We start from the raw sequence: 19,204 nt of genomic DNA, 5'->3' as shown, positions 1-19,204 counted from the left end.
TCCCTTTGGGCCCGATGCCGGCGTGCAGGGCACGACCCGGTGCCGCGGCCAGGCGCCCCAGTGGGCAACGGCGTGCGGGTCGAAGCGTGCCGGAATGCGCCGCTGGCGCGCTAACGCAGGGAGTCGCTGCGGTCGTTGAGCAGGGCCACGATGCTCGGGACGAATTGCTTGCGGCGTTCGTGGTAGCTGCGCAGTGCGGACTTCAGGGCCGGCATGTCGCGCGCCTGCCAGTGCCGATCCAGTTCCGCAAGCTCTTCGGCGCCGTGCTCCAGCAACCCTTGCTTGGCCCAGCGTATCGGTGCCAGCCGGTCGTTGGCCTGCTTCACGGCATGGTGCAGGGATCGATGGGCGGTCGCGCGGGCGATCGCGTCGAACAAATGCCATGTCGGCTTGACCAGGTCACTGTTGGCGGATGCGATATCCAGCGCCCCGGTTTCCTGTGCGGCGGGCGCCACGCCGATATCGCATGCCATCAGCAACAGGCGTTCCATCCAGTCGTAGAGGTCGCGCAGCGCGACTTCGGTGAGCAACGGCACGTGCAGTCCCGCGCGGGCGTGGTCCGCCACCAGGGCTTCGCCGACCAGGCGGTACAGGGCGAACCGGACCGGCGTGGGGCTGGTGTTGAACTCGGCGGCAAGCGTGGCCGGGTCGATCCGCTGCCCGGGTGCGTAGCGCCCGGCCCGCAGGGCGCGCCTGACCTGTCCGTACACGAATGCACTCTTGGAGTGGGTCGCATCCATGGCTGGACTCCCTGCCGGCGGATGGTTGACTCCTGCACCGGAACTACAAGAACTTGCCGATCATCGTATGTTTTTGCGCAAAAAGGGACCCAGATCCCAAAACTGGGTCACGAAATCGGGTGCGGATGGCTTCGTTTCCCCAAAGAAATGGCTTGTCGAGTGGCCAGAATAAGAGCCCCGGCGTGCCCTCCGCTCAGCCGTCGCACTCCGGGATCAAGGCCGACAGGTCGGTGACGCCGACGTCGATGCCCAACTGGCTGAACAAGGTGGTGACCTGGCCGCGATGGTGGGTCTGGTGGTTGAACACGTGTCGCAGCACCAGCCCGGCCGGCTTGGTGTGGGGCTCGCCGGCGCTGTTGGTGTAGCGCAGCGGCTGCGCATACAGCGCGTCGTCGGCTTCGAGGGTGAACGCGAGGATCGTCGCGTCCATCGCCGCCCGATCCGCCTGCAGGCCGGCAAACTCGGGAGATACGTTGCCGCGGACCAGTGCGGGCAGCGGCAGCGCGCGCACGGGGTCCAGCGAAGCCATTCTCGGCATCGCGGCGGCAAAACGCTTCAGCCAGTGCATGTCGGCGGCGAGGATGTGCGCCAGCGTCGCCAGGATGGAACCGAAGAACGCCCCCCGGTCCGCGCGCAGCTCCGCCTCGTCCAGCGTCGCGGCCTGCGCGTAGAGGCGCGCGTTCATCCACTGGTTGTATCGGGCCATCAGTTCGAAATCGGCCTTGAGGGACATGGAGCTTCACCGCAGGTGGAAAGGCGGAAAGGTAGCGGCTGGTGCGGGGTGAGGCCACTGTCGGCCTGCGCACCCGGGTATCGAGGGGGAAGCTTCGGCGCAACGGAGCCGCCGCAGCGGATGCGGGCTTGCAGGCCTGAGCCTGTACGCCGGAGGCGCGCAACGCGCATCGCGCCGATGCGGCATCGCCGCCCGGCCTATCGCGGCGTTTGCTTTGGCAGCACGGTGCGCACGATCAGCAAGCCGAGCAGTGGAAGGGCGATGGCGTAGACGTACTGCGTTCGCGATACGCCGATGCCGAACGGGAACCAGATGCCCGGTACGCCGATGGTGTCGAGCAGCTCGCCGCCGAACAGCGCGGCCACGACCGAGGCCAGCGTGACCAGCGCCAGGACGCGCAGCGGGCCGCTGCGGAGCATGCGCACGCCGATCACCACGAACAGCGCGATCGATGCTGGTCGGCTGGCGCGGATCCAGGGGGACGAATGGATCGCGACGCCGACGGTCCCGGCAATCGCCAGCGCCAGCGCCGCCGCATCGATGCTGCGCCACGGACGCGGGCACCAGCGGTTCCATGCCCATGTCCAGGCGGCCACCGTCGGTATCCACAGTACCGAGCCCAGCCACGCATAGGTGGTCAGGTCCAACAGGTCGGTCCAGGACACGATCGCGTTGTCGAGGCGCGAGGTCGCCATGAGCACCAGCGCGATGCAGGCAAAGGCCAGGAAACCCTGGCGGCTGCTGCGTGACCCGTACGCAAGCGCCAGGCCGATGAGGGCCAGCATGGCGAGCGGCTCGACCACCTCGACGATATAGCCGGCGATGGTCCGCTGCCATTGCACGCGGTGCAGCGCATCGCTGATCGGCCGCGGCGCCAGGATGGGCGCGGTATGCATGCCGCCACCATCGGCGCTGCTGGCCGAGCCGGGGTCCATGTAAGTGCGCACGGCGAGCACGCCACGGGTGCCTGCCGCATCGGCAGGCAAGGCGAACTGCAGCGGCCGCGTGCCGACGACGCGCGGGTGGGCACCGAGCCGTCCCGAGCCGCCCAGCAGCCGGCCGTTCCAGTACAACGCGTAGCCGTCCTCGACGAGGGTAGGCCCGAGGAGGTCCCACGACGCGTGTCCTGCCGGCACCGTCACCGCGCGCCGGTACCAGGCGTAGCCGTGGTAGCCGGGATGGCCGTGCGCCATCCACCCGCCCACGTAGTCGGGCAGGCCCACGTCGCCGTCGTGGCTGCCGGGCGCGGCGGTCAGGTCGACCGTCTCCCAGCCGCTGTCGTCCACGTCGGCGTTCGCCCAGCGCGGGTCGTCGCCGACATGGAAGCGCCAGGAGCCGTCGAGCAAGGTGGCGGCGGCGCGCAGCGGCTGCGGATCAGGCCGGCCGCCGCTCGCCAGATCGGCGATCACGACGGCGAGGGCCAGCAGCGTCGCCACGACGATGCCGACGATCAGCTTGCGTTGTGTCGCGTCGATCGATGGCACGGTCGGCGGTACCGTTTTCCGGAGGCGGTACGCATTATTGCAGGAGCCGACAGCGGTGCATGGCGGCTGGCGCGTGCCTGCGGCACCTGCCGTCGCCATTGATTCGCCTGGGGCCGGCTTCGTGCTGCTGCCGGATCAGGCTTGCCCGCGACGGGTCCGCTGATTCACCGGGGTCCTGGCAACGCATGCATGCCGTGCCTGCTCCTCGACCCCGTGTCGATCATCGTTGCGGGCATCGAGGAGTGCGGGCGATACGCGCGGCGGGTTCGCTTCCGGGGAGCAAGGCTGGATGCCTAAAGCCTCGGCCATTCCGGACCCTGCGGGAGGGGCGCAGTCTCCAGCGCCCCTCCCGCAGGACCGGCCCGGGGGCATTCGGCGCATCAGGGCGCGTCGGCGCCCGCCTTGCCTACCCGGATGCGGCGCGGCGTGGTTTCAGGGCGCTTCGGTATCGCGATCTGCAGCACGCCGTTGCGCCCGGTGGCGGTGATGCCGTCCGGGTCCGCGCTGTCGGGCAGGGCGAAGCGCCGGTGAAACGCCCCGTAGCGGCGCTCGACACGGGTGAACTGCTCGGTGCCTTGCTCGACCTCGGCCTTGCGCTCGCCCTTGATGGTGAGCATCCCCTTGTCCATCTGCACCTCGATCGCATCCGGTTCGACGCCGGGGATGTCCGCATAGAGGACGAACCGGTGCGCCTCTTCCTTGAGTCGACGCGGGGAACCCATTGGCTGGTGACGACCGAGGAATCGTCGGACGAGGCACTCTGGAAAAGGCCGCCCTCGAAAACCCTGTCGAACAGTTGCTTGATCGGATCCTGCGCCGGCGAGTGGCTCGGCCAATCGGGCGTACGTATCGATTTGCTGTTCATGGCAAGAACCTCCGCGGCGGACGGTTGCCGTCAGCGAACGGCAGCCGCCGGCCGGTGTGTCGTGAGCGCTGGCGGTCGACGCCGGCTGCGACGGCGCCACCCTGCCGGGCCGTCATGATCGGGCCGTCGTGCGAGCGCTGAGAAAAAAAGGCCTGCGCGCAGTGACAGGGGGGCGCGCAGGCGAAAGCTGCATCCGCAGCCGTTCCGCGTCGTGCGACGCGGAACGGCTGCGGGGGAATCAGGCAACCGCCTGTTGCTCGATCTGCCGGACTTTTGCCAGCGTCGCCTCATCAGTATTGATCTGGATCCGGCGCGGCTTCATGGCTTCGGGCAGTTCACGCTTGAGGCTGATGTTCAGCAGGCCGTCGGCGAGATGGGCATCCGTGACCCGGACGTGCTCGGCCAGTTCGAAGCGGCGGACGAACGGGCGGCAGGCGATGCCGCGATGCAGGTATTCGCCCTCGACGTCGTTTTTGCGTTCGCCTTTGATGACGAGCAGGTTCTCCTGCTGGGAGATATCGATCTCGTCGCGCTTGAAGCCCGCCACTGCCATGCTGATGCGGTAGCGATCCTCGGAGAGCTTCATGGTGTCGAAGGGCGGCCAGTTGTCGGACGGTTGTGCCTGAGCCGCTTCGAGCAAGCCGAAAATGCGCTCGAAACCGATGCTGGAGCGATGCAGGGGCGAAAAATCAAGAACAGTGCGCATGGCCATATCCTCATGAGAGCAACATGGAAAAGGACTATTCGCCGCGCCGCGAACGGTCGCGGCCAGCCGGACCCGTAGCGCCCGGCGCGCAGCATTCTATGCGCTGGAAAACACTTTTCAAGACCCCGTTTTCAGCTCTTGTTTAGCCATCCATACGGCTGAAAAATCCAGGTCCCGGGGCGGCTGTGGCAAGGCTGTCCGAAGGGGTGTTCGGCTAATGCGCCAGGCGCTCTTCCACCGCGCTGAACGCCGATTTGCCGCCCAGCCGCCGGTCCGGCATGCCGGTGGCGAACCAGACCACGCCGGTGCCGCGCTTGCGGTCCACCCACAGGCCGGCCTGCAGCCCGTAGGCGGAGCCGGAATGGCCCACGCGCGCCACGCCGTCGCCGAACGGGTCGTCGCGGCAGCCTTGTACCGGCGTGGCCAGCGTCTGCACGGCGAGGCCGTAGCGGCAGAAGAAGCCCGGGTCGACGTCGCCGCCGTCTTCCTCCCAGGTCAGGCCGTCGCCGGGGCGGTATTGCCATTCGGGGGCGATCATCGCCTGGATGGAGCCGGGCGTGAGCAGGCGCTTGCCGTCGATGCTGCCGTTGCCGAGCAGCAGCTCGCCGATGCGCGCCAGGCCCCTGGCGGAGATGCGCAGGCCGCCCTGCGGCGAGAACAACGCGCCGTTGGTGCCGGCGCGCCAGCGCGACAGGTCGCAGCTGCCGTCGCTGGCCGGCGTCACCGGGCAGATGGGCTTGCGGCCGTGGTTGTCGTCCTTCACCGGCTTGCCGTCGGCGTCGTACAGCACCACCGCGCGGGCGGCGCTGGCGTCGCTGCACAGCGCCCAGTTGAAGCAGGCTGTAATGCCCAGGGGGCGCAGCACCAGGCGCGCCATCAGCCGGTCGAAGCGCTCGCCGGTGGCGCGCTCCATGATCTGCGCCACCAGCGGGAAGTTGAGGTTGGTGTAGTGGAAGTAGCTGCCCGGTGCGTGTTCCGTATCCCAGGCGCGCGGATCCGCGACGATGTCGCGCAGCTCGCCGCCCAGCGGGGTCTGCCAGTAGCCGGCCGCGTCGGTGAGGCTGGAGCGGTGCGACAGCAGCAGGCGCAGGGTGATCGGCGTATCCGGGAAGGCCGGGTTGCGCAGCCGCCAGCCGAGCAGGGTGGAGGCGTCCGCATCCAGGTCGAGCTTGCCCGCCTCCACCAGCCGCATCACGCCCAGCGTGGTGACCAGCTTGGAGATCGAGGCGATGCGCACCGGGTCGTCCGCGGTGACCGCGCGGCCGGTGGCCCGGTCGGCATAACCGTGCACGCGGACGGCGGTGATGCCGTGGCGGTCGAAGGCGACACGCACGGTGGCGACGGGGCCACCGGCCCAGGCGTCGGCGCTCAGCAGGAGCAGCAGGCAGGCGATCCAGCGCAGAGCCATGGTCCACTCCGCTCGCGGCAACAGGGAAGGATGGGATTAAGGCACACCGGTGCGGGGATAGGAACCTCGAAAGAATGCCCGGGACAGTTTCCGGCTAGCTTGCGCCGAGGTGGCGGGATTTGCGGATCACCCGGCGCCGGAACCATCACCACCCCGGTGCCAGCAGAAAGGCCTGCAGCAGGAACGGGACGCCGTAGGCCGGCATCGACAAGGCGTCGCAGAGGTCATCGGACAGCAGGTCGGCCCGGTTGCCGGGGAAAGGTCGGGGGTGGCGGCCTCGCAGTGCCCCCTCCAGCCGTCAGTCAGCCAGCGCCTGCGAGTATGCTGATGCACTGCCGTGGGTCATGCCTGCCCACGGGACCCCCAAGCCTAGCCACGGATATCCCACATGAACATGCATCGTCCCCTGCTCGTCGCTGCACTGGCCGCCGCCGCTGGTCTTTCCCTGGCCCCCGTGGCGCCGGCCCAGGCCGCCACCACGCCTGCCGCCACCGCCAATCAGCTCGAGGGCAACCCGGTGGCCGGCGTGTGCATGCTGTCGCGCGAGGCGGTGTTTGCGCAGTCCAAGGTGGGGCAGGCGGCGAGCGAGCGGCTGAAGCAGCTGGCGACGCAGCAGCAGTCGCTGCTGGAAAACCAGCGCAAGCCGCTGGATGCCGACATCCAGGCCTTCCAGCAGAAATCGTCCACGCTCACCGAGGCGCAACGCCAGCAGCAAGGCCACGCACTGCAGCAGCGCATGCAGGGTTTCCAGGCGCAGGCGAACGAGCTCGACCAGCGCATCCAGCTCACTCGCAGCAAGGTGATGCAGCAGATCGGCGAGCAGGCCCAGCCCATCGTCGCCAGCAGCTATACCAGCCACCACTGCGGTCTGCTGCTGAACCGCGACGCGGTGCTGGGCGGCAACGCCACCAACGACCTCACTGGCGACGTGGTGCGCGGCCTGGACGGCAGGATCACCAGCCTCAACTTCAATCTGGAGCCTGCGCCGGCAGCTCCCGCGAAGTAATTTCCAGGAGCGTCGTCGCGAATTCGAGACGGCTGCCGTCCCCGCGCGGCGGCCGTTTCCTTGTCCCATCGAGGACGGGTTTCCTGCGGGCGTGGCCCTTCACGTCGCCTCCGTCGGCGCTCCCCGAAGCAGGGTCACCTGCGACCCTGCCGGTCTCCCGGCGGGAGAGGGAGCATGGTTGGGGTGGCGGGCAAGGGCCAGACAAGGCGGATGCTAAAGTTGCCGCCCCCTTCCCTTGAGTCGAGCCCCCCATGACCCGCAGCGTTTCCGCCTATCCCATTGGCAATCCCGGCACGCCATGGGGCCCGGCCGAAGTCGCCGCATGGCGCACGCGGCAGGATCGCAGGCGCAGCTACGCGGACGAAGTGGTGAGCCGCATCGAGGCACTGCGCGCGCACTTCGACGTCAGCGAATACGGCCGGCTGGACTACGCGCCCGAGCACTACCCGCTCTACGCGGTGAAGAGCCGCGACTGGAATGCGGCCCTGCCCGTGATGCTGGTCACCGGCGGCGTGCACGGTTACGAGACCAGCGGCGTACACGGCGCCTTGCAGTTCCTCGAACGCGACGCGGCGCGCTACGCCGGCCGCATCAACCTGCTGTGCGTGCCCTGCGTGAGCCCCTGGGGTTACGAGCGCATCCATCGCTGGAACCCCGACGCGCTGGACCCCAACCGCAATTTCCGCGAGCACAGCCCTGCGCAGGAATCCGCGGCGTTGTGGCGCCTGCTGGCGCCGCTGCGCGACCAGGTGCGCATGCACATCGACCTGCACGAAACCACCGACAGCGACGAGAGCGAATTCCGCCCCGCGCTGGCGGCGCGCGACGGCAAGCGCTTCGAGCCAGGCACCATCCCCGACGGCTTCTACCTGTGCGCGGACAGCGCGCGGCCGGAGCCCGCGTTCCAGCAGGCGGTGATCGCGGCGGTGGCCCGGGTCACCCATATCGCGCCGGCCGACCCCGACGGCACCATCATCGGCTCGCCGGTGGTGGCGCAGGGCGTGATCGAGTACGCCTGCCGCGAACTCGGCCTGTGCGCTGGCATCACCGACGCGCGTTATCGCACCACCACCGAGGTCTATCCCGACAGTCCGCGCGCCACGCCGGCGCAGTGCAACGACGCACAGGCGGCGGCGGTGTGCGGGGCGATCGACTACGCGCTGGCGCATCCCTGACGCAGTGCTGTCAGCCATCGGCGCGGGATCTGTGCGAGCATCACGCTTCCCCCGCCACAGCGACGCGAGCCCGCCATGAAATACCTGCTGATGGTCTACAGCGACGACAGCCTTCTCGAGGCCCTGCCGCCGGGCGAATTCGACACGCGCATGCATGCGTGCATCACCCACGCGGATGAGCAGCGCGAGCGGGGCAAGCTGCTCGACGCGCAGCAGCTGGAGGCGCCGGCCACCGCGAAATCGGTGCGCATCCGCGCGGGCAAGACCTTCGTGCTGGACGGCCCGTTCGCGGAGACCAAGGAATACCTCGCCGGTTTCAACCTGGTCGAGGCGGACAGCGAGGAAGAGGCGATCCGCATGGCTGCCGAGTTGCCGTGGGCGCAGACCGGCTGCATCGAGGTGCGCCCAGTGCGCGATTTCGACGCGGTGCGCCGGCGCGTGGGTGCCTGACTGCCCCGGCGAAGCCGCGCGAGCCACGGGGAGACCGTGACAGGCTCTCAGTGCCGGACAAGCTCCGACTCGACCACCATGTCCAGCACGTAGGCGTCCGTCGGGGCGCCGGCGGGCGAGTGCTGCACCCTATAGCGCTGCACGCGCAGCACGTTGCGCACGCCGGGCCGGTGCGTATAGCCCTCGATCCCGTGCAGCAGCACGTGCCAGTTGCCGGGCGTGCCGGTCTTGAGGCCGTTCGCGTCGTAATGCACTTCGCGCACGTCGAGGCATTGCGGGCTCGACATCCGCGGGTGGTTGCACGGCACGGTCTGCGGTGACACCTCCAGGAACTCGGTGACGCCGGAACCACCGTAGCGGGTCTCGGGCGTGGGCAGGCCGGTAAAGACCAGGCTATCGCCGGCGGCGGTGTGCAGGTGCAGCAGCGGGGTGCCGCCGCTGCGCGTGACGGTGATCGCGGGCCTGACGCTCAGGCGTAGGCCGATCAGGCCGTCCAGCCGGTTCAGCGCGAAATCGGCGCAGGCCATCATGGTGTGGGTCATCGGCCCGACCACGAGTTGCCCGTTCACGATGCGGTAGTTGCCGTCCATGCCGTTGCAACCGTTGCGCACGCTGACGCGGTTACCGTCGAAGTCCAGCTGCAATGGCTTGAGCGGGCGCACGAACAGCGCGTCGATGCGTTGGCCGTAGCGATTGGTCGCCTGTGTCAGCTGCCAGTGGTAGCCGCCGAGCAGCGCGGCATCCGGCACGGTGGCGCCCGATGCAGTTCCGGGCGCGGTTCCCGGTGTCGCGCCGCCCGGCGCCGTCGCCTGGGCCCCCCTGGCGACCGGCACGACAGCGCAGGCGGCGAGGGCCAGCGACAGCAACAACGGATGGACGCGCATGGGGTTCTCTCCGTGAGGGCGCAACGCCGCGAGCTTATGTCATACCCCGTGTGGTGGCCATGTCGCGGATAATGCGGTACTTCTCTGAAATTCAGGCACAACGGGGCAGCCATGCTGAAGATGGTCGGTTTCGACGGCGACGACACGCTGTGGCGCAGCGAGGACTATTACCGCGATGCGAATGCCGAGTTCGCCGCCATCGTGGGTGCCTACGCCGACCTTGCCGACGAGGCGGTGCATGCGCGCATGCTGGCTACCGAGCGGCAGAACCTCGCGCTGTTCGGCTATGGCGCTAAGGGCATGACACTGTCGATGGTGGAAACCGCGATCGCGCTAAGCGAGGGACGCATCGGCGCACGGGACATCCACCGCATCGTGGCGATCGGCAAGCGCGTGCTGCAGCATCCGGTGGAACTGCTGCCCGGCATCCGCGAGGCGGTGGCGGCGGTGGCCGCGCGCCATGCGGTGGTGCTTGTCACCAAGGGCGACCTGTTCCACCAGGAGAAGAAGGTGGCCGAATCGGGGCTGGCCGGGTTGTTCCGCCGTATCGAGATCGTCTCGGAAAAGGACGCCGCCACCTACCGCCGCCTGCTCGACGAGTTCGGTATCGCGGCGCACGAGTTCGCGATGGTGGGCAACTCGCTGCGTTCGGACATCGAGCCGGTGTTGCGCCTCGGCGGCTGGGGCGTGCACATGCCGTACCACGTGACCTGGGCGCATGAGCTGGAGCACGGCATGGACGCCGCCACCGCGCCACGCATGCGCGCCGTGGCGGACGCGGCGGGGATTCCCGCGGCATTGGCGCAACTGGACGCGTTGGCGGCGGCCTGATGGCGCCGCCAACGCGCGTGGTGCTGGACACCAACGTCTGCCTCGACCTGTTCGTGTTCGGCGATGCAGGATGCATGGCTTTGCGCGAAGCGTTGCGCACCGGCGCGATGGAGGCGGTGACCGACGAGGCCTGCCGCGCCGAGTGGCTGGCGGTGCTGGCGTACCCGCAACTGGCGCTGGACGCGGCGCGTCAGGCGGAGGCGTCGGCTGCCTGCGATGCGCAGCTGCGCCGGTTGCCGGATACGGAGCGCGGCGGTGTTCCCGCGGCGCCCGGGCTACCGCATTGCCGCGATCCCGACGACCAGAAGTTCCTCGAACTGGCCACGGCCTGCGGCGCGCAGTGGCTGTTCAGCCGCGACCGCGAACTGCTGAGGCTGGCGCGGCGCACGCGACGCGGGCACGGCTTCGACATCCTCACGCCGCAGGCGTGGGCGCAGCTTTACTCGTCAGCTGCCTTGTCGGCGAAACCGGTGTAGTCCTCGGGGAATACCGGCGCACCGTCCTCCTCCAGTGCCAGGACCGCGGCCAGCGCCTCGTCGGCGGCGCGTTCGGCCACGTCCTGCTGGCGGAAGCTGCGGTTCTCGCAGATCGCGTAGTACACGGGGAAGCCGTGGTCGTGCGGCACCACCGCCAGCCACGCGGTGTAGCGCGAACCCTCCAGGCTGGCGCCGGAGCGCACGGTGTAATCCGGAAATTCGCGTTCGGCCATCGTGGTGATCCGGGCGGTTGCGGGGGGGGGGGACAGTGTACGCGCTGCGTCGACACGAGGTGTGGCAGTTTGCGCGTGTCGCGATTGCGGGAGCCTGCCATGACCGTGCCGTATCGCATCGACTGCCCGTACTGCGGTGAGATCATCGAGCTGCGGCTGGACGAATCGGTGGACGACCAGTGCTACATCGAGGACTGCGCCGTGTGTTGCAAACCCATCGCGCTGGCGGTGGCTTTCGACGCGGAGGGCGTGCCGCGGGTGCAGGCGGCGCGCGAAGACGAGGCTTGATGGCGCTCAGTCGCCGGGATCGACCAGGGCGATGCCTTGCGCCTGCAGCGCAATCCGGGTAGCTGCGTCGCCCGCCGGCGTCACCGGCCGGCTGAGCTCCCACAGTAGGCCGGCGCGGAAGCCCGCGGCCACCGCGTCCTGCGCGGTCCACAGCACGCAGACGTCGCGCGCCAGGCCGCATACCAGCACTTCCTCCACGCCGCGTTCGCGCAGCCAGCCGGCGAGGCCGGTGGCGGGGCGCATGCCGCGGGGACCGTGGTTCTCGCGGAAGGCGCTGTAGGAGTCCACCTGCGGGTCGCTGCCCTTGCGCAGGATCAGGTCCGCCGCCGTCCAGTCGACGCCGTGGTGCAGCGCGGCGCCCGGCGTGCCCTGCACGCAGTGGTCCGGCCACAGCGTCTGTGGCTGGCCGTGCAGCTCTATCTGCCCGAATGCCTGCGTGCCCGGATGCGCGCTGGCGAACGATGCGTGGGCGGCCGGGTGCCAGTCCTGGGTCGCGACCACGTGGCGGTAGCGCCGCGCGCGCAGCAGGCGGGCGATGCCCGGCACGATCGCGTCGCCCTCGTGGCAGGCCAGCGCTCCGCCGGGCATGAAGTCCGGCTGCAGGTCGACCACGATCAGGGCGGTGCGTTCACGGGTGGCGGAGGACATGGCGAGCCTGCGCGTGAAGGAAGGCGGCAGTCTAGCGTGCAGGCATAATGCAGGCTGATGCAGGCGGGAACAGGGCGCGATGAACTTCGACCAATCGTGGATGGGCTATGGCTGGACCGGTGGCATCGAGGCCGGCGCGATCAGCCTCGTGGCCGGTGCCGTGCTGTACCTGCTGTTCCACTGGCTGGGGCGCCGCAACGGCTGGAGCGATGCGCGCCGGATCGGCTGGGCGTATTTCCTGGCGCTGGTGCTCAGCGCCCGTGTCGACGCGTGGAACCTGTTCTATTTCAACTACGCACGGCTGCAGTCGCTGCAGCTGCTGCAGGCCAAGTTGGCCGAGGTGCACGACCCCGACGGCATGGGCACCCGCGTGCTGTGCGAGCTGCTCGGCGCCGCGGCCGGGGTGTTCGTGGCTTGGGTGGTCTGCGGCGGGCACTGGCGCCGACGCTGAATCACAGGATCGGGTCGAACAGCCGCGCCACGTGCATCGCCACACGGCGCAGGTAGGGCGCGGCGAGGTATTCGCCCGCGTCCACCTCGCGGGCGCGGGCGAAGTCGGTCCGCAGCATCGCCTCCACTTCGGCGGCGAAGCCGTGGTCCAGCACCAGCGCGCTGGCTTCGAAGTTGAGGCGGAACGAGCGGCTGTCGAGGTTGATGCTGCCCACCGCGGCGCAGTCGTCGTCGACCAGCAGCACCTTCTGGTGCAGGAAGCCGGGCTGGTAGCGGAACACGCGCACGCCGCCGCGCAGCGCGTGGTGGGCATGCAGGGTGGAGGCGAGGAACACGGTGCGGTGGTCGGGGCGCGCCGGGATCAGCACGCGCACGTCCACGCCGCGCAGCACGGCCAGCCGCAGTGCGGCGCGCACTGCGCTGTCGGGCACGAAGTAGGGCGTGGTGAGCCACACGCGCCGTCGCGCGGCGTTGATCGCGGCGGCAAAGTACAGCGAGCCGGTTTCCTGCGGGTCGGCCGGTCCGCTCGCCACCACCAGCACGCGCGCATCGCCGACCGCGGCCGGCGCCGGATGCAGCGGCGGCGGCGCGCCGGTGATCCACAGCCAGTCGTCGGCGAACAGCTGCTGCAGGTCGGCCACCGCGGGGCCGCGGATTTCCAGGTGCGTGTCGCGCCACGGCGCCAGCGGCGGCTTCAGGCCGAGGTATTCGTCGCCCACGTTGAGACCGCCGACGTAGGCGCGCTCGCCGTCCACCACCACGATCTTGCGGTGGTTGCGGAAGTTGAGCTGGAAACGGTTGCGCCAGCGGTGGGTAGCGAAGGGGTGGATCGCCACGCCGCCCGCGCGCAGCGCCTCCACATAGCGGCGCGGCAGGTCATGGCTGCCCACGCCGTCGTAGAGCACGCACACGCGCACACCGGCGGCGGCGCGTTCCAGCAGCGCCTGCTGCATGCGCCGGCCGAGGCCGTCGTCGTGGAACACGAAGAACTGCACCAGCACGGAGTGCCGCGCGCCGGCGATGGCGCCGAGGATGGCGTCGAAGGTGGCGTCGCCGTCGACCAGCAGCTGCAGCCGGTGGCCTTCGCGGAACGGCCGCCCCTGCATAGCCACCATCGCGGCGTAGCGCCCACCGCCGTCATCCGCTGGCACCGGGCGGGCGCGGGGCGCGGCGCTGTGGTGGCTGCGCAGGTAGCCGTGAAAGCGGCTCGCGCCCAGGAACAGGTAGGGCACCAGGGTGAGCTCGGGCAGCAGCAGCAGGCCGAGCACCCAGGCGATCGTGCCCTGCGGCGTGCGCGTGTGCATCAGCGCGTGCGCGGCGGCCAGGATACCGAGCGCGTGAAGCAACAGGACGATGGCGCCGATCAGGCTGAGAGTCATGCGATCCCGGGTGCGTGTCAGGAGCGAGGGCGGTAGAAATCGTCCGGGCTGCGAAGCTCGCCATGCGGTGCATGTTTCCGCGGCTTCTCGCCCCGCGGAGCCATCATGGGGCGGTGACGCGTCGAAAATCTACCCGCGCATGGCAGTCGTTCCGCCCCGGATGTTTCCCACCACCCACGCCCCTAATCCGCCAGCAACTGGTCGGCCACGGCGCGCGCCTGCTGGCGGATTTCCGGCATCGCGGTGGACTCCCACAGCGTACCGCGCAACAGGCTGCCGATGGCGAACAGCCGCGGCCAGGCGCCGCCTCCGTGCAGCAGCCGTCCCTGCGGCGTGGCCTGGCAGCCCAGCCCCAGCGGGTCGGGCAGCACGTGCCGGTTGACCACCAGCTGGCGCATCAGCGGATGCGGCGTGTGCGCCACGTCGAAATCCATGCCCACCGACTGCACCACCAGGTCCGCGTGCAGCAGCTCGTGCGTACCGCCGCCGTGCGGGCGCAGCTTGAGGCGCAGGCCGTCGGCATCGGGCGCGACCTGATGCACATGGCCGCGCCTGCGGCGCAGGCGACCCGTCTGCTCCAGTGCGGCGAGACCGTCAGCCACCGCTGGCGGCATGCGGTGGCGCGCACGTTCCCAGGCCCAGCGTGCGTGGCGCTGGAAGCGCTGGCGCTGCTCCGGCGTCAGCGTGGCCCACAGCGCGGGGGTGTGCGGGCGCAGGCTGTCGATGACGCTGCGCCAGTCTTCTTCCTGCGCGATCGCCTCGCGCAGAAGGCGCAGCCAGCGGCGTACCTCCGGCGCATCCCGCATGGCCTCGATCAGCTCCCCGCTGTCGCCGCTGGGCAACGCGGTGCTGCGCAGGTGCGGCTCGGGCAGCAGCCCATGGCGCGAGATCGCGGTGAAGCGGGTGGCGGGCCAGTGCGCGGCCAGCTCCAGCAGCACGTCGGCGGCGGTGAGGCCCAGGCCGATCACCGCCACGTGGGCGGGTGATCCGGCGGGCGGCGCGGCCAGCAACGGCCAGGGATCCACCACGTAGCGGCCGCTGGCCAGCGCGCCGGCGTCGACGCCGGTCAGTGGCTGCGGTGGCAGCGCGCCGATCGCCAGCACCGCGGCGTCCACGCGGCGGCCTTCCTCGCCGCGGAACACGGTGACGCCGTCGGCCTCGGGCACTACGGCGTCGGCGGCGAACGGCACGATCTGCACGTCGTGGCCGTGCACCTTGCCCAGCGCCAGCGCGCGCGCCACCTCCGCCTCGAGGTAGTCGCCGTAGCGCCGGCGCGGCAGGAAGTCGGTGCCGGCGACGGAGGGATCCTCGCGTTGCACGTAGTCGAGGAAGCCCTGCGGCTTGCCGGCGAACATGCCCATCGAGGCCGCACGCACGTTGAGCAGGTGGCGGTCGGAACGGGTGGCGTAGGCCACGCCGCGCGCCGGCGTGCTGGTGCCGGCGTACCAGTCCAGATGCAGCGGCTGCGGCGACTGGCGTTCCAGCAGCTCGCCGAGCAGCGCGGCGGACGCGGCGCCGCCGCCGATGATGGCGACACGTCGATACATGCGTTGCTCCGGAGCGGGAGGGTCAGCTTGCCGGCTGGCTGGCGAGCACGCCGCGCTGCACCTGCGCGATCCATGCGGACACATCCTCGCACGTCTCGCCGGCGTGATGGTCAGGCAGTTCGCCGCCGTAGACGTGCAAGGTGTACGCAATGTCGTGCCGCGACAGGTTGCGGCAGCGGTGCGCGAGGCCGGCGTCGCGCTCGAACCAGCTGGCGTCGCCCGGGCCCAGCCAGTTGCGGCCCAGCGCACTCAGTTCGCCGTTGTGCGGGTCGCGGCGGTACGACTGCCATTCCAGCGCGCCGTGCAGGGTGAGCTCCAGCCCCCAGCGGTCGGCATGGTCGAGCAGTGGCATGCGCTGGCCGGGGGCGCAGGCCGTCACCAGCACGCGCAGCGCCGGATGCCCGCGCTCCGCCAGCAGCCAGCGGCCATCCTGGCGCCGGCGCCGGCGCAACGAAGCCAGTCGTGCGGACAGCGCGGCAGCATCCCGGTGCACCACGCTGCCGAGTTCGCGCGCCATCGCGGCCAGATCGGGGAGCTCAACGCGGCCGTATTCGAGCGCGATGTCGCGCAAGGTTTTCAAGCTGTGCGTGTACTTGCCCATGCGGAACCCGGCATTGCCAAGGCGGCCAAGTGGAGCATGCGCATCGTTAAACGACCGTAAGACGGCGCGGTGTCGCCGCACGCCCGCGCGTGTTCCGTGGCGCAGCACCTGCAGGTGCGCCAGGCCATGGCGATAGCCGCGAGCGGGCCCGGTCGACATGGATCGCCGGGCCCGCGCCCCGTCACAGGTCGTGCAGCACGAAGCTCACCGGTACGCGTGCCCAGGCACGCACCGCGTGGCCGTCCACCGTCGCCGGCTGGAAGCGCCAGTGCGCCAGCACCTGTTCGCGCGCGCTGCGGTCGAGCACGGCGTAGCCGCTGCCGTGTTCGACCTCGACCTGCACCGGTGCGCCGTTCTCGTCCACCAGCACGCGCAGTAGCACGGTGCCTTGCATGCGCAGGCGCAGGGCCTGCGCGGGGAACTGCAGCGGCGCCGAACGGTAGGCCAGGGTCACCTCGACCGGAATGGCGGTTTGCGCGGGTGCCGCAGGGGGTGGTGCCACTGTCGGCATCGGTTGCGTGCCTTCGACGATGGGGGCCACTGCCGGCGGCGCGGCGCGAGGGCGTGGCAGCACGTGCACCGGTGCGACCAGGGGATGCGGCAGCGGCTTTAGTTCGATCGGCGGGGGCGGCGGCACCTTGGGTGGCGGCTCGATCAACACCACCCTCGGCACGGTGGTCAGCGAGTGCGCCAAGGCCAGCACCTGTGGCGCCAGCGGGCGGGTGAGGATCAGCAGGGCGGCAAGGTTCAACGCGATGGCCGCGCTGAGCGCGACGACGCGCGCGGCTTCGGGGTGGGGGCGAACAGCAACAGCCAGGCTAGCGGACGACATGGGCGACCTCCTGACGGCTTTCGGTTTTCGGGTTGTGGCGCCGGCGACCCTGCACGCGGTGCAGGGGGGAATGTCGCAAGCGCGGCCTGAGCGTATGCCTGTGCTTGTGGTCCCGCAAGTGGACGGCCAAACGTCCACCAAAAAAAGCCCCGCGGGGAGGCGGGGCGGAATGCGGATGGCAGGGGATGGGGTTGCACCCGCCCGCGCAGCGTGGGCGCGCCGGCATCGACGCGGCGTGCAGGCCCGGTGAAGGCAGGATTCACGCCGCTGCGGCGCTTATCAAACGCGCGGGCGTACGAACCACGGTAGGCAAGCGCGGGCGCTGCCGCTATGGTGCGAGACCGATGCTCCCGCTGGAGTCGCCATGACCGCCGCCCTCGCCGCCCTGCCGCGCTATCGCCGCGGCGATGAACTCGCCAGCAGCCTGCTGCACGGCTTCGGCATCGTGCTGAGCATCGGCGGGCTTGCCACCGTGGTGGCGTTTGCGGCGCTGCGCGGCGATGCGCGCGCGGTGACGGCGAGCGCGGTGTACGGCGTCACCCTGATCCTGTTGTATACCGCGTCCACGCTGTACCACGCGGTGCCCGTGCCCGCGGCCAAGCCGCTCCTGCGCACGCTGGACCACATCGCGATCTACCTGCTGATCGCCGGCACCTACACGCCGTTCACCCTGATCGCGCTGCCGGGCGCCTGGGGCTGGAGCCTGTTCGCCGCGGTATGGGCGTTGGCCTTCGTGGGCAGCGTGCTGGAGCTGGGCTGGTTCCGCCGCTACCGCAGGCTCGCAGTGCTGCTGTATGTGGGCATGGGCTGGATCGGCATGCTGGCGTTCAAGCCGTTGGTCGCGCATTTGCAGGCGGGTGGCATGGCATTGCTGATCGGCGGCGGCGTGGCCTACACGCTGGGCGTGCCGTTCTACCTGTGGCGCAAATTGCCTTACCAGCACACGCTGTGGCACGCCTTCGTACTCGCCGGCAGCGTGCTGCACTACTTCGCGGTGCTGCTGTACGTGCTGCCGGCAGCCGCCTAGCCGACCAGCATCGCGAAGCCGAACAGCCCCACCATCACCAGCGAGATCACCAGTTTCACCAGCGCGCCCAGCAGGAGGCCGAGCCACGTGCCGATGCCGACGTGGGTGGAGCGCAGCACGCTGGTACCCGACGACAGTTCGCCGAGCAGCGCACCGATGAACGGACCGAGCAGGATGCCGGGGACGCCGAAGAACATGCCGACGAGGGTGCCCAGCGAGGCGCCCCACAATGCACGCTTGCTGGCGCCGACGCGCTTCGCGCCCAGCGTGCCGGCGACAAAGTCCACCAGCACGCCCGCGGCACCCAGCGCGCCGATCAGCAGCAGCCACCACAGGCCGAGGTGGCGGTAATCGTCCACCGCGGCGACCAGCCAGATGCCGCCGAACACCATCGGGATGCCGGGCAGCGAGGGCAGGATCGCGCCGACCAGGCCGCCCACGATCAGCAGCGCGCCCAGGGTGTAGAACACGGTGTCGAACAGCATGGATGGTCCTTTGGTCTTTGCGACCGTCCCTGATCGCGGAATCACATGGGCGGCTCTCCGTGGCCGCACTCAGCCTTTATCCCTGCGATCATCCATGATCGCGAGAATCAAACGGGCGGCCATCCATGGCCGCACTTTTCAATACTGATCTTTGCGATCATCCATGATTGCGAGAATCACACGGGCGGCCATCCGTGGCCGCGCTCTTCAACCGCGCAGGCGCTGGGTGAGGCCGCGCAGGAAGTGGCGCAGCAGCTGGTCGCCGCAGGGGCGGTAGTTGGGATGCTCGGGCTTGCGGAACAGTGCGGTCAGTTCGGATTTCGACAGCGGGAAACCTGCGGCGGCGAGGATCGCGTGCAGGTCTTCATCGCGCAGCTCGAACGCCACGCGCAGCTTCTTCAGCACCAGGTTGTTGCTGACGCGCTTCGCCACCGGCAGGGGCGGGCGGTTCTCGTCGCGGCCGCGCAGGTGCACCACCAGGCCGTCGAGAAAATGCGCCATCACCTTGTCGGGGCAGTCGCGGTAGCCGGCCTCGTCGTCCTTCTTCAGGTAGGCGTCGATATCGCCCTGCGGCACCGCGAGCCCGGCCAGCGCGGCGATGGATGCGAGCTTGCCGTCAGGCAGGTCGAGCATGTAGCGCACGCTGCGCAGAACGTCGTTGTTGATCATGCGGGCATTCTATCGGGTGGCTGTGAGCGCCGTTTGCATCAAGTGGTGGTTCTTGCTCTTCCACCCGCTGGCGGTAGAGAGGCTTTTGCTTCTACGTGTTCGCAAGATTCAAAGCGGTTTCGTCCACCTGTCGGTGGCCGAGTCACTTTTCTCTTGCGTGGCCAAGAGAAAAGTAACCACACGCGCGCCTGGAGCGCGCGTGAACGGCGAAGCCGACCCGAAGGGCGAAGGGCAGGATGCCCGGAGTAAAAGAGAAGGCCACCCCGGTTGGCGCTTGCCGGGCGTCG

Annotated in this window: 22 protein-coding genes and 1 pseudogene; 8 read left to right on the top strand and 15 right to left on the bottom strand. The window is 69.7% G+C overall.

The genetic code is table 11. From position 1 onward, the window contains the following. Nucleotides 1-110: 110 nt before the first annotated feature. The 6 genes and pseudogenes from AC2EWF_RS05430 to AC2EWF_RS05405 all read right to left on the bottom strand — a co-directional run bounded on the left by AC2EWF_RS05430 (nucleotide 111) and on the right by AC2EWF_RS05405 (nucleotide 5,936). Nucleotides 111-740, bottom strand: coding sequence for a GntR family transcriptional regulator (locus AC2EWF_RS05430; protein WP_483638350.1), 630 nt, complete (start codon nucleotides 738-740; stop codon nucleotides 111-113). A 193-nt stretch (nucleotides 741-933) separates the two neighbouring features. Then, complete coding sequence (locus AC2EWF_RS05425; protein ID WP_483638349.1) at nucleotides 934-1,473, bottom strand: DinB family protein; 540 nt, start codon at nucleotides 1,471-1,473, stop codon at nucleotides 934-936. A 197-nt stretch (nucleotides 1,474-1,670) separates the two neighbouring features. Then, entirely contained in the window at nucleotides 1,671-2,957 is a 1,287-nt protein-coding gene (locus AC2EWF_RS05420; RefSeq protein ID WP_483638348.1) for a glycoside hydrolase family 2, read from the bottom strand. A gap of 380 nt (nucleotides 2,958-3,337) precedes the next feature. Further along, nucleotides 3,338-3,822, bottom strand: a pseudogene (locus AC2EWF_RS05415) (Hsp20/alpha crystallin family protein). 238 nt (nucleotides 3,823-4,060) lie between these two features. Beyond that, on the bottom strand, nucleotides 4,061-4,528 hold the full coding sequence (locus AC2EWF_RS05410; protein WP_483638347.1) for an Hsp20 family protein: 468 nt from the start codon (nucleotides 4,526-4,528) through the stop codon (nucleotides 4,061-4,063). A 214-nt stretch (nucleotides 4,529-4,742) separates the two neighbouring features. Then, a complete protein-coding gene (locus AC2EWF_RS05405) occupies nucleotides 4,743-5,936 on the bottom strand; it encodes a serine hydrolase domain-containing protein (protein ID WP_483638346.1) in 1,194 nt (397 codons plus the stop codon). 388 nt (nucleotides 5,937-6,324) lie between these two features. Between AC2EWF_RS05405 and AC2EWF_RS05400 the strand changes: the two genes are divergently transcribed. From AC2EWF_RS05400 to AC2EWF_RS05390, 3 genes are all read left to right on the top strand, one after another. Continuing rightward, the gene (locus tag AC2EWF_RS05400; protein ID WP_483638345.1) at nucleotides 6,325-6,942 is read left to right on the top strand and encodes an OmpH/Skp family outer membrane protein; all 618 of its coding nucleotides are present in this window, start codon (nucleotides 6,325-6,327) and stop codon (nucleotides 6,940-6,942) included. Nucleotides 6,943-7,193: 251 nt separating this feature from the next. Then, nucleotides 7,194-8,117, top strand: coding sequence for a M14 family metallopeptidase (locus AC2EWF_RS05395; RefSeq protein ID WP_483638344.1), 924 nt, complete (start codon nucleotides 7,194-7,196; stop codon nucleotides 8,115-8,117). 75 nt (nucleotides 8,118-8,192) lie between these two features. After that, complete coding sequence (locus AC2EWF_RS05390; protein WP_483638343.1) at nucleotides 8,193-8,567, top strand: YciI family protein; 375 nt, start codon at nucleotides 8,193-8,195, stop codon at nucleotides 8,565-8,567. Between the two features lie 47 nt (nucleotides 8,568-8,614). On the opposite strand, the gene AC2EWF_RS05385 is transcribed toward AC2EWF_RS05390, so the two are convergent. Then, nucleotides 8,615-9,451, bottom strand: a complete 837-nt coding sequence (locus tag AC2EWF_RS05385) for a DUF4377 domain-containing protein (protein ID WP_483638342.1) — start codon at nucleotides 9,449-9,451, stop codon at nucleotides 8,615-8,617. Nucleotides 9,452-9,562: 111 nt separating this feature from the next. Here AC2EWF_RS05385 and AC2EWF_RS05380 point away from each other — a divergent pair, with 111 nt between their 5' ends. After that, nucleotides 9,563-10,282, top strand: coding sequence for an HAD family hydrolase (locus AC2EWF_RS05380; RefSeq protein ID WP_483638341.1), 720 nt, complete (start codon nucleotides 9,563-9,565; stop codon nucleotides 10,280-10,282). After that, a complete protein-coding gene (locus tag AC2EWF_RS05375) occupies nucleotides 10,282-10,758 on the top strand; it encodes a putative toxin-antitoxin system toxin component, PIN family (protein WP_483638340.1) in 477 nt (158 codons plus the stop codon). The genes AC2EWF_RS05380 and AC2EWF_RS05375 overlap by 1 nt, the downstream gene beginning before the upstream one ends. Here the strand turns inward: AC2EWF_RS05375 and AC2EWF_RS05370 are convergent. Continuing rightward, nucleotides 10,722-10,991, bottom strand: coding sequence for a hypothetical protein (locus AC2EWF_RS05370; RefSeq protein ID WP_483638339.1), 270 nt, complete (start codon nucleotides 10,989-10,991; stop codon nucleotides 10,722-10,724). The genes AC2EWF_RS05375 and AC2EWF_RS05370 overlap by 37 nt on opposite strands. 99 nt (nucleotides 10,992-11,090) lie before the next feature. Between AC2EWF_RS05370 and AC2EWF_RS05365 the strand changes: the two genes are divergently transcribed. Then, nucleotides 11,091-11,279: a CPXCG motif-containing cysteine-rich protein gene (locus AC2EWF_RS05365; RefSeq protein ID WP_483638338.1), complete on the top strand. Its 189-nt coding sequence runs from the start codon at nucleotides 11,091-11,093 to the stop codon at nucleotides 11,277-11,279. 6 nt (nucleotides 11,280-11,285) lie between these two features. Here AC2EWF_RS05365 and pncA read toward each other — a convergent pair whose 3' ends face one another. After that, nucleotides 11,286-11,927 carry a bifunctional nicotinamidase/pyrazinamidase gene (gene pncA, locus AC2EWF_RS05360; RefSeq protein ID WP_483638337.1) on the bottom strand — a complete coding sequence of 214 codons (642 nt, stop codon included), beginning with the start codon at nucleotides 11,925-11,927 and terminating at the stop codon, nucleotides 11,286-11,288. 79 nt (nucleotides 11,928-12,006) lie between these two features. Here pncA and AC2EWF_RS05355 point away from each other — a divergent pair, with 79 nt between their 5' ends. Next, nucleotides 12,007-12,378, top strand: coding sequence for a hypothetical protein (locus tag AC2EWF_RS05355; protein WP_483638336.1), 372 nt, complete (start codon nucleotides 12,007-12,009; stop codon nucleotides 12,376-12,378). A gap of 1 nt (nucleotide 12,379) precedes the next feature. On the opposite strand, the gene cls is transcribed toward AC2EWF_RS05355, so the two are convergent. The 4 genes from cls to AC2EWF_RS05335 form a co-directional block, all read right to left on the bottom strand. After that, entirely contained in the window at nucleotides 12,380-13,756 is a 1,377-nt protein-coding gene (gene cls, locus AC2EWF_RS05350) for a cardiolipin synthase (protein WP_483638335.1), read from the bottom strand. A 182-nt stretch (nucleotides 13,757-13,938) separates the two neighbouring features. Then, nucleotides 13,939-15,303 (bottom strand): FAD/NAD(P)-binding protein, encoded by a 1,365-nt coding sequence (locus tag AC2EWF_RS05345; RefSeq protein ID WP_483638334.1) that lies wholly within the window; start codon nucleotides 15,301-15,303, stop codon nucleotides 13,939-13,941. 22 nt (nucleotides 15,304-15,325) lie between these two features. Next, entirely contained in the window at nucleotides 15,326-15,904 is a 579-nt protein-coding gene (locus AC2EWF_RS05340; protein WP_483638333.1) for a cupin domain-containing protein, read from the bottom strand. 181 nt (nucleotides 15,905-16,085) lie between these two features. Further along, complete coding sequence (locus AC2EWF_RS05335) at nucleotides 16,086-16,736, bottom strand: energy transducer TonB (RefSeq protein WP_483638332.1); 651 nt, start codon at nucleotides 16,734-16,736, stop codon at nucleotides 16,086-16,088. 364 nt (nucleotides 16,737-17,100) lie between these two features. On the opposite strand from AC2EWF_RS05335, the gene trhA reads away from it, so the two are divergent. After that, on the top strand, nucleotides 17,101-17,763 hold the full coding sequence (gene trhA, locus AC2EWF_RS05330) for a PAQR family membrane homeostasis protein TrhA (RefSeq protein WP_483638331.1): 663 nt from the start codon (nucleotides 17,101-17,103) through the stop codon (nucleotides 17,761-17,763). Here trhA and AC2EWF_RS05325 read toward each other — a convergent pair. Together AC2EWF_RS05325 and AC2EWF_RS05320 are read right to left on the bottom strand one after the other, a co-directional pair. Continuing rightward, nucleotides 17,760-18,248: a DUF456 domain-containing protein gene (locus tag AC2EWF_RS05325; protein ID WP_483638330.1), complete on the bottom strand. Its 489-nt coding sequence runs from the start codon at nucleotides 18,246-18,248 to the stop codon at nucleotides 17,760-17,762. The genes trhA and AC2EWF_RS05325 overlap by 4 nt on opposite strands. A 207-nt stretch (nucleotides 18,249-18,455) precedes the next feature. Then, on the bottom strand, nucleotides 18,456-18,917 hold the full coding sequence (locus AC2EWF_RS05320; RefSeq protein WP_483638329.1) for a YehS family protein: 462 nt from the start codon (nucleotides 18,915-18,917) through the stop codon (nucleotides 18,456-18,458). Nucleotides 18,918-19,204: the final 287 nt, after the last annotated feature.

This window comes from Rhodanobacter sp. sgz306013 (genome assembly GCF_057031145.1).
The sequence above is the reverse complement of the archived record's forward strand: the minus strand, read 5'-3'. Positions and strand labels throughout refer to the sequence as shown.

Excerpts from the sequence above, each read along its gene's own strand:
- AC2EWF_RS05430 (WP_483638350.1), bottom strand. The coding sequence starts at position 740 with ATGGATGCGACCCACTCCAAGAGTGCATTCGTGTACGGACAGGTCAGG.
- AC2EWF_RS05425 (WP_483638349.1), bottom strand. The coding sequence starts at position 1,473 with ATGTCCCTCAAGGCCGATTTCGAACTGATGGCCCGATACAACCAGTGG.
- AC2EWF_RS05410 (WP_483638347.1), bottom strand. The coding sequence starts at position 4,528 with ATGCGCACTGTTCTTGATTTTTCGCCCCTGCATCGCTCCAGCATCGGT.
- AC2EWF_RS05405 (WP_483638346.1), bottom strand. The coding sequence starts at position 5,936 with ATGGCTCTGCGCTGGATCGCCTGCCTGCTGCTCCTGCTGAGCGCCGAC.
- AC2EWF_RS05400 (WP_483638345.1), top strand. The coding sequence starts at position 6,325 with ATGAACATGCATCGTCCCCTGCTCGTCGCTGCACTGGCCGCCGCCGCT.
- AC2EWF_RS05395 (WP_483638344.1), top strand. The coding sequence starts at position 7,194 with ATGACCCGCAGCGTTTCCGCCTATCCCATTGGCAATCCCGGCACGCCA.
- AC2EWF_RS05390 (WP_483638343.1), top strand. The coding sequence starts at position 8,193 with ATGAAATACCTGCTGATGGTCTACAGCGACGACAGCCTTCTCGAGGCC.
- AC2EWF_RS05385 (WP_483638342.1), bottom strand. The coding sequence starts at position 9,451 with ATGCGCGTCCATCCGTTGTTGCTGTCGCTGGCCCTCGCCGCCTGCGCT.
- AC2EWF_RS05380 (WP_483638341.1), top strand. The coding sequence starts at position 9,563 with ATGCTGAAGATGGTCGGTTTCGACGGCGACGACACGCTGTGGCGCAGC.
- AC2EWF_RS05375 (WP_483638340.1), top strand. The coding sequence starts at position 10,282 with ATGGCGCCGCCAACGCGCGTGGTGCTGGACACCAACGTCTGCCTCGAC.
- AC2EWF_RS05370 (WP_483638339.1), bottom strand. The coding sequence starts at position 10,991 with ATGGCCGAACGCGAATTTCCGGATTACACCGTGCGCTCCGGCGCCAGC.
- AC2EWF_RS05365 (WP_483638338.1), top strand. The coding sequence starts at position 11,091 with ATGACCGTGCCGTATCGCATCGACTGCCCGTACTGCGGTGAGATCATC.
- pncA (WP_483638337.1), bottom strand. The coding sequence starts at position 11,927 with ATGTCCTCCGCCACCCGTGAACGCACCGCCCTGATCGTGGTCGACCTG.
- AC2EWF_RS05355 (WP_483638336.1), top strand. The coding sequence starts at position 12,007 with ATGAACTTCGACCAATCGTGGATGGGCTATGGCTGGACCGGTGGCATC.
- cls (WP_483638335.1), bottom strand. The coding sequence starts at position 13,756 with ATGACTCTCAGCCTGATCGGCGCCATCGTCCTGTTGCTTCACGCGCTC.
- AC2EWF_RS05345 (WP_483638334.1), bottom strand. The coding sequence starts at position 15,303 with ATGTATCGACGTGTCGCCATCATCGGCGGCGGCGCCGCGTCCGCCGCG.
- AC2EWF_RS05340 (WP_483638333.1), bottom strand. The coding sequence starts at position 15,904 with ATGGGCAAGTACACGCACAGCTTGAAAACCTTGCGCGACATCGCGCTC.
- AC2EWF_RS05335 (WP_483638332.1), bottom strand. The coding sequence starts at position 16,736 with ATGTCGTCCGCTAGCCTGGCTGTTGCTGTTCGCCCCCACCCCGAAGCC.
- trhA (WP_483638331.1), top strand. The coding sequence starts at position 17,101 with ATGACCGCCGCCCTCGCCGCCCTGCCGCGCTATCGCCGCGGCGATGAA.
- AC2EWF_RS05325 (WP_483638330.1), bottom strand. The coding sequence starts at position 18,248 with ATGCTGTTCGACACCGTGTTCTACACCCTGGGCGCGCTGCTGATCGTG.
- AC2EWF_RS05320 (WP_483638329.1), bottom strand. The coding sequence starts at position 18,917 with ATGATCAACAACGACGTTCTGCGCAGCGTGCGCTACATGCTCGACCTG.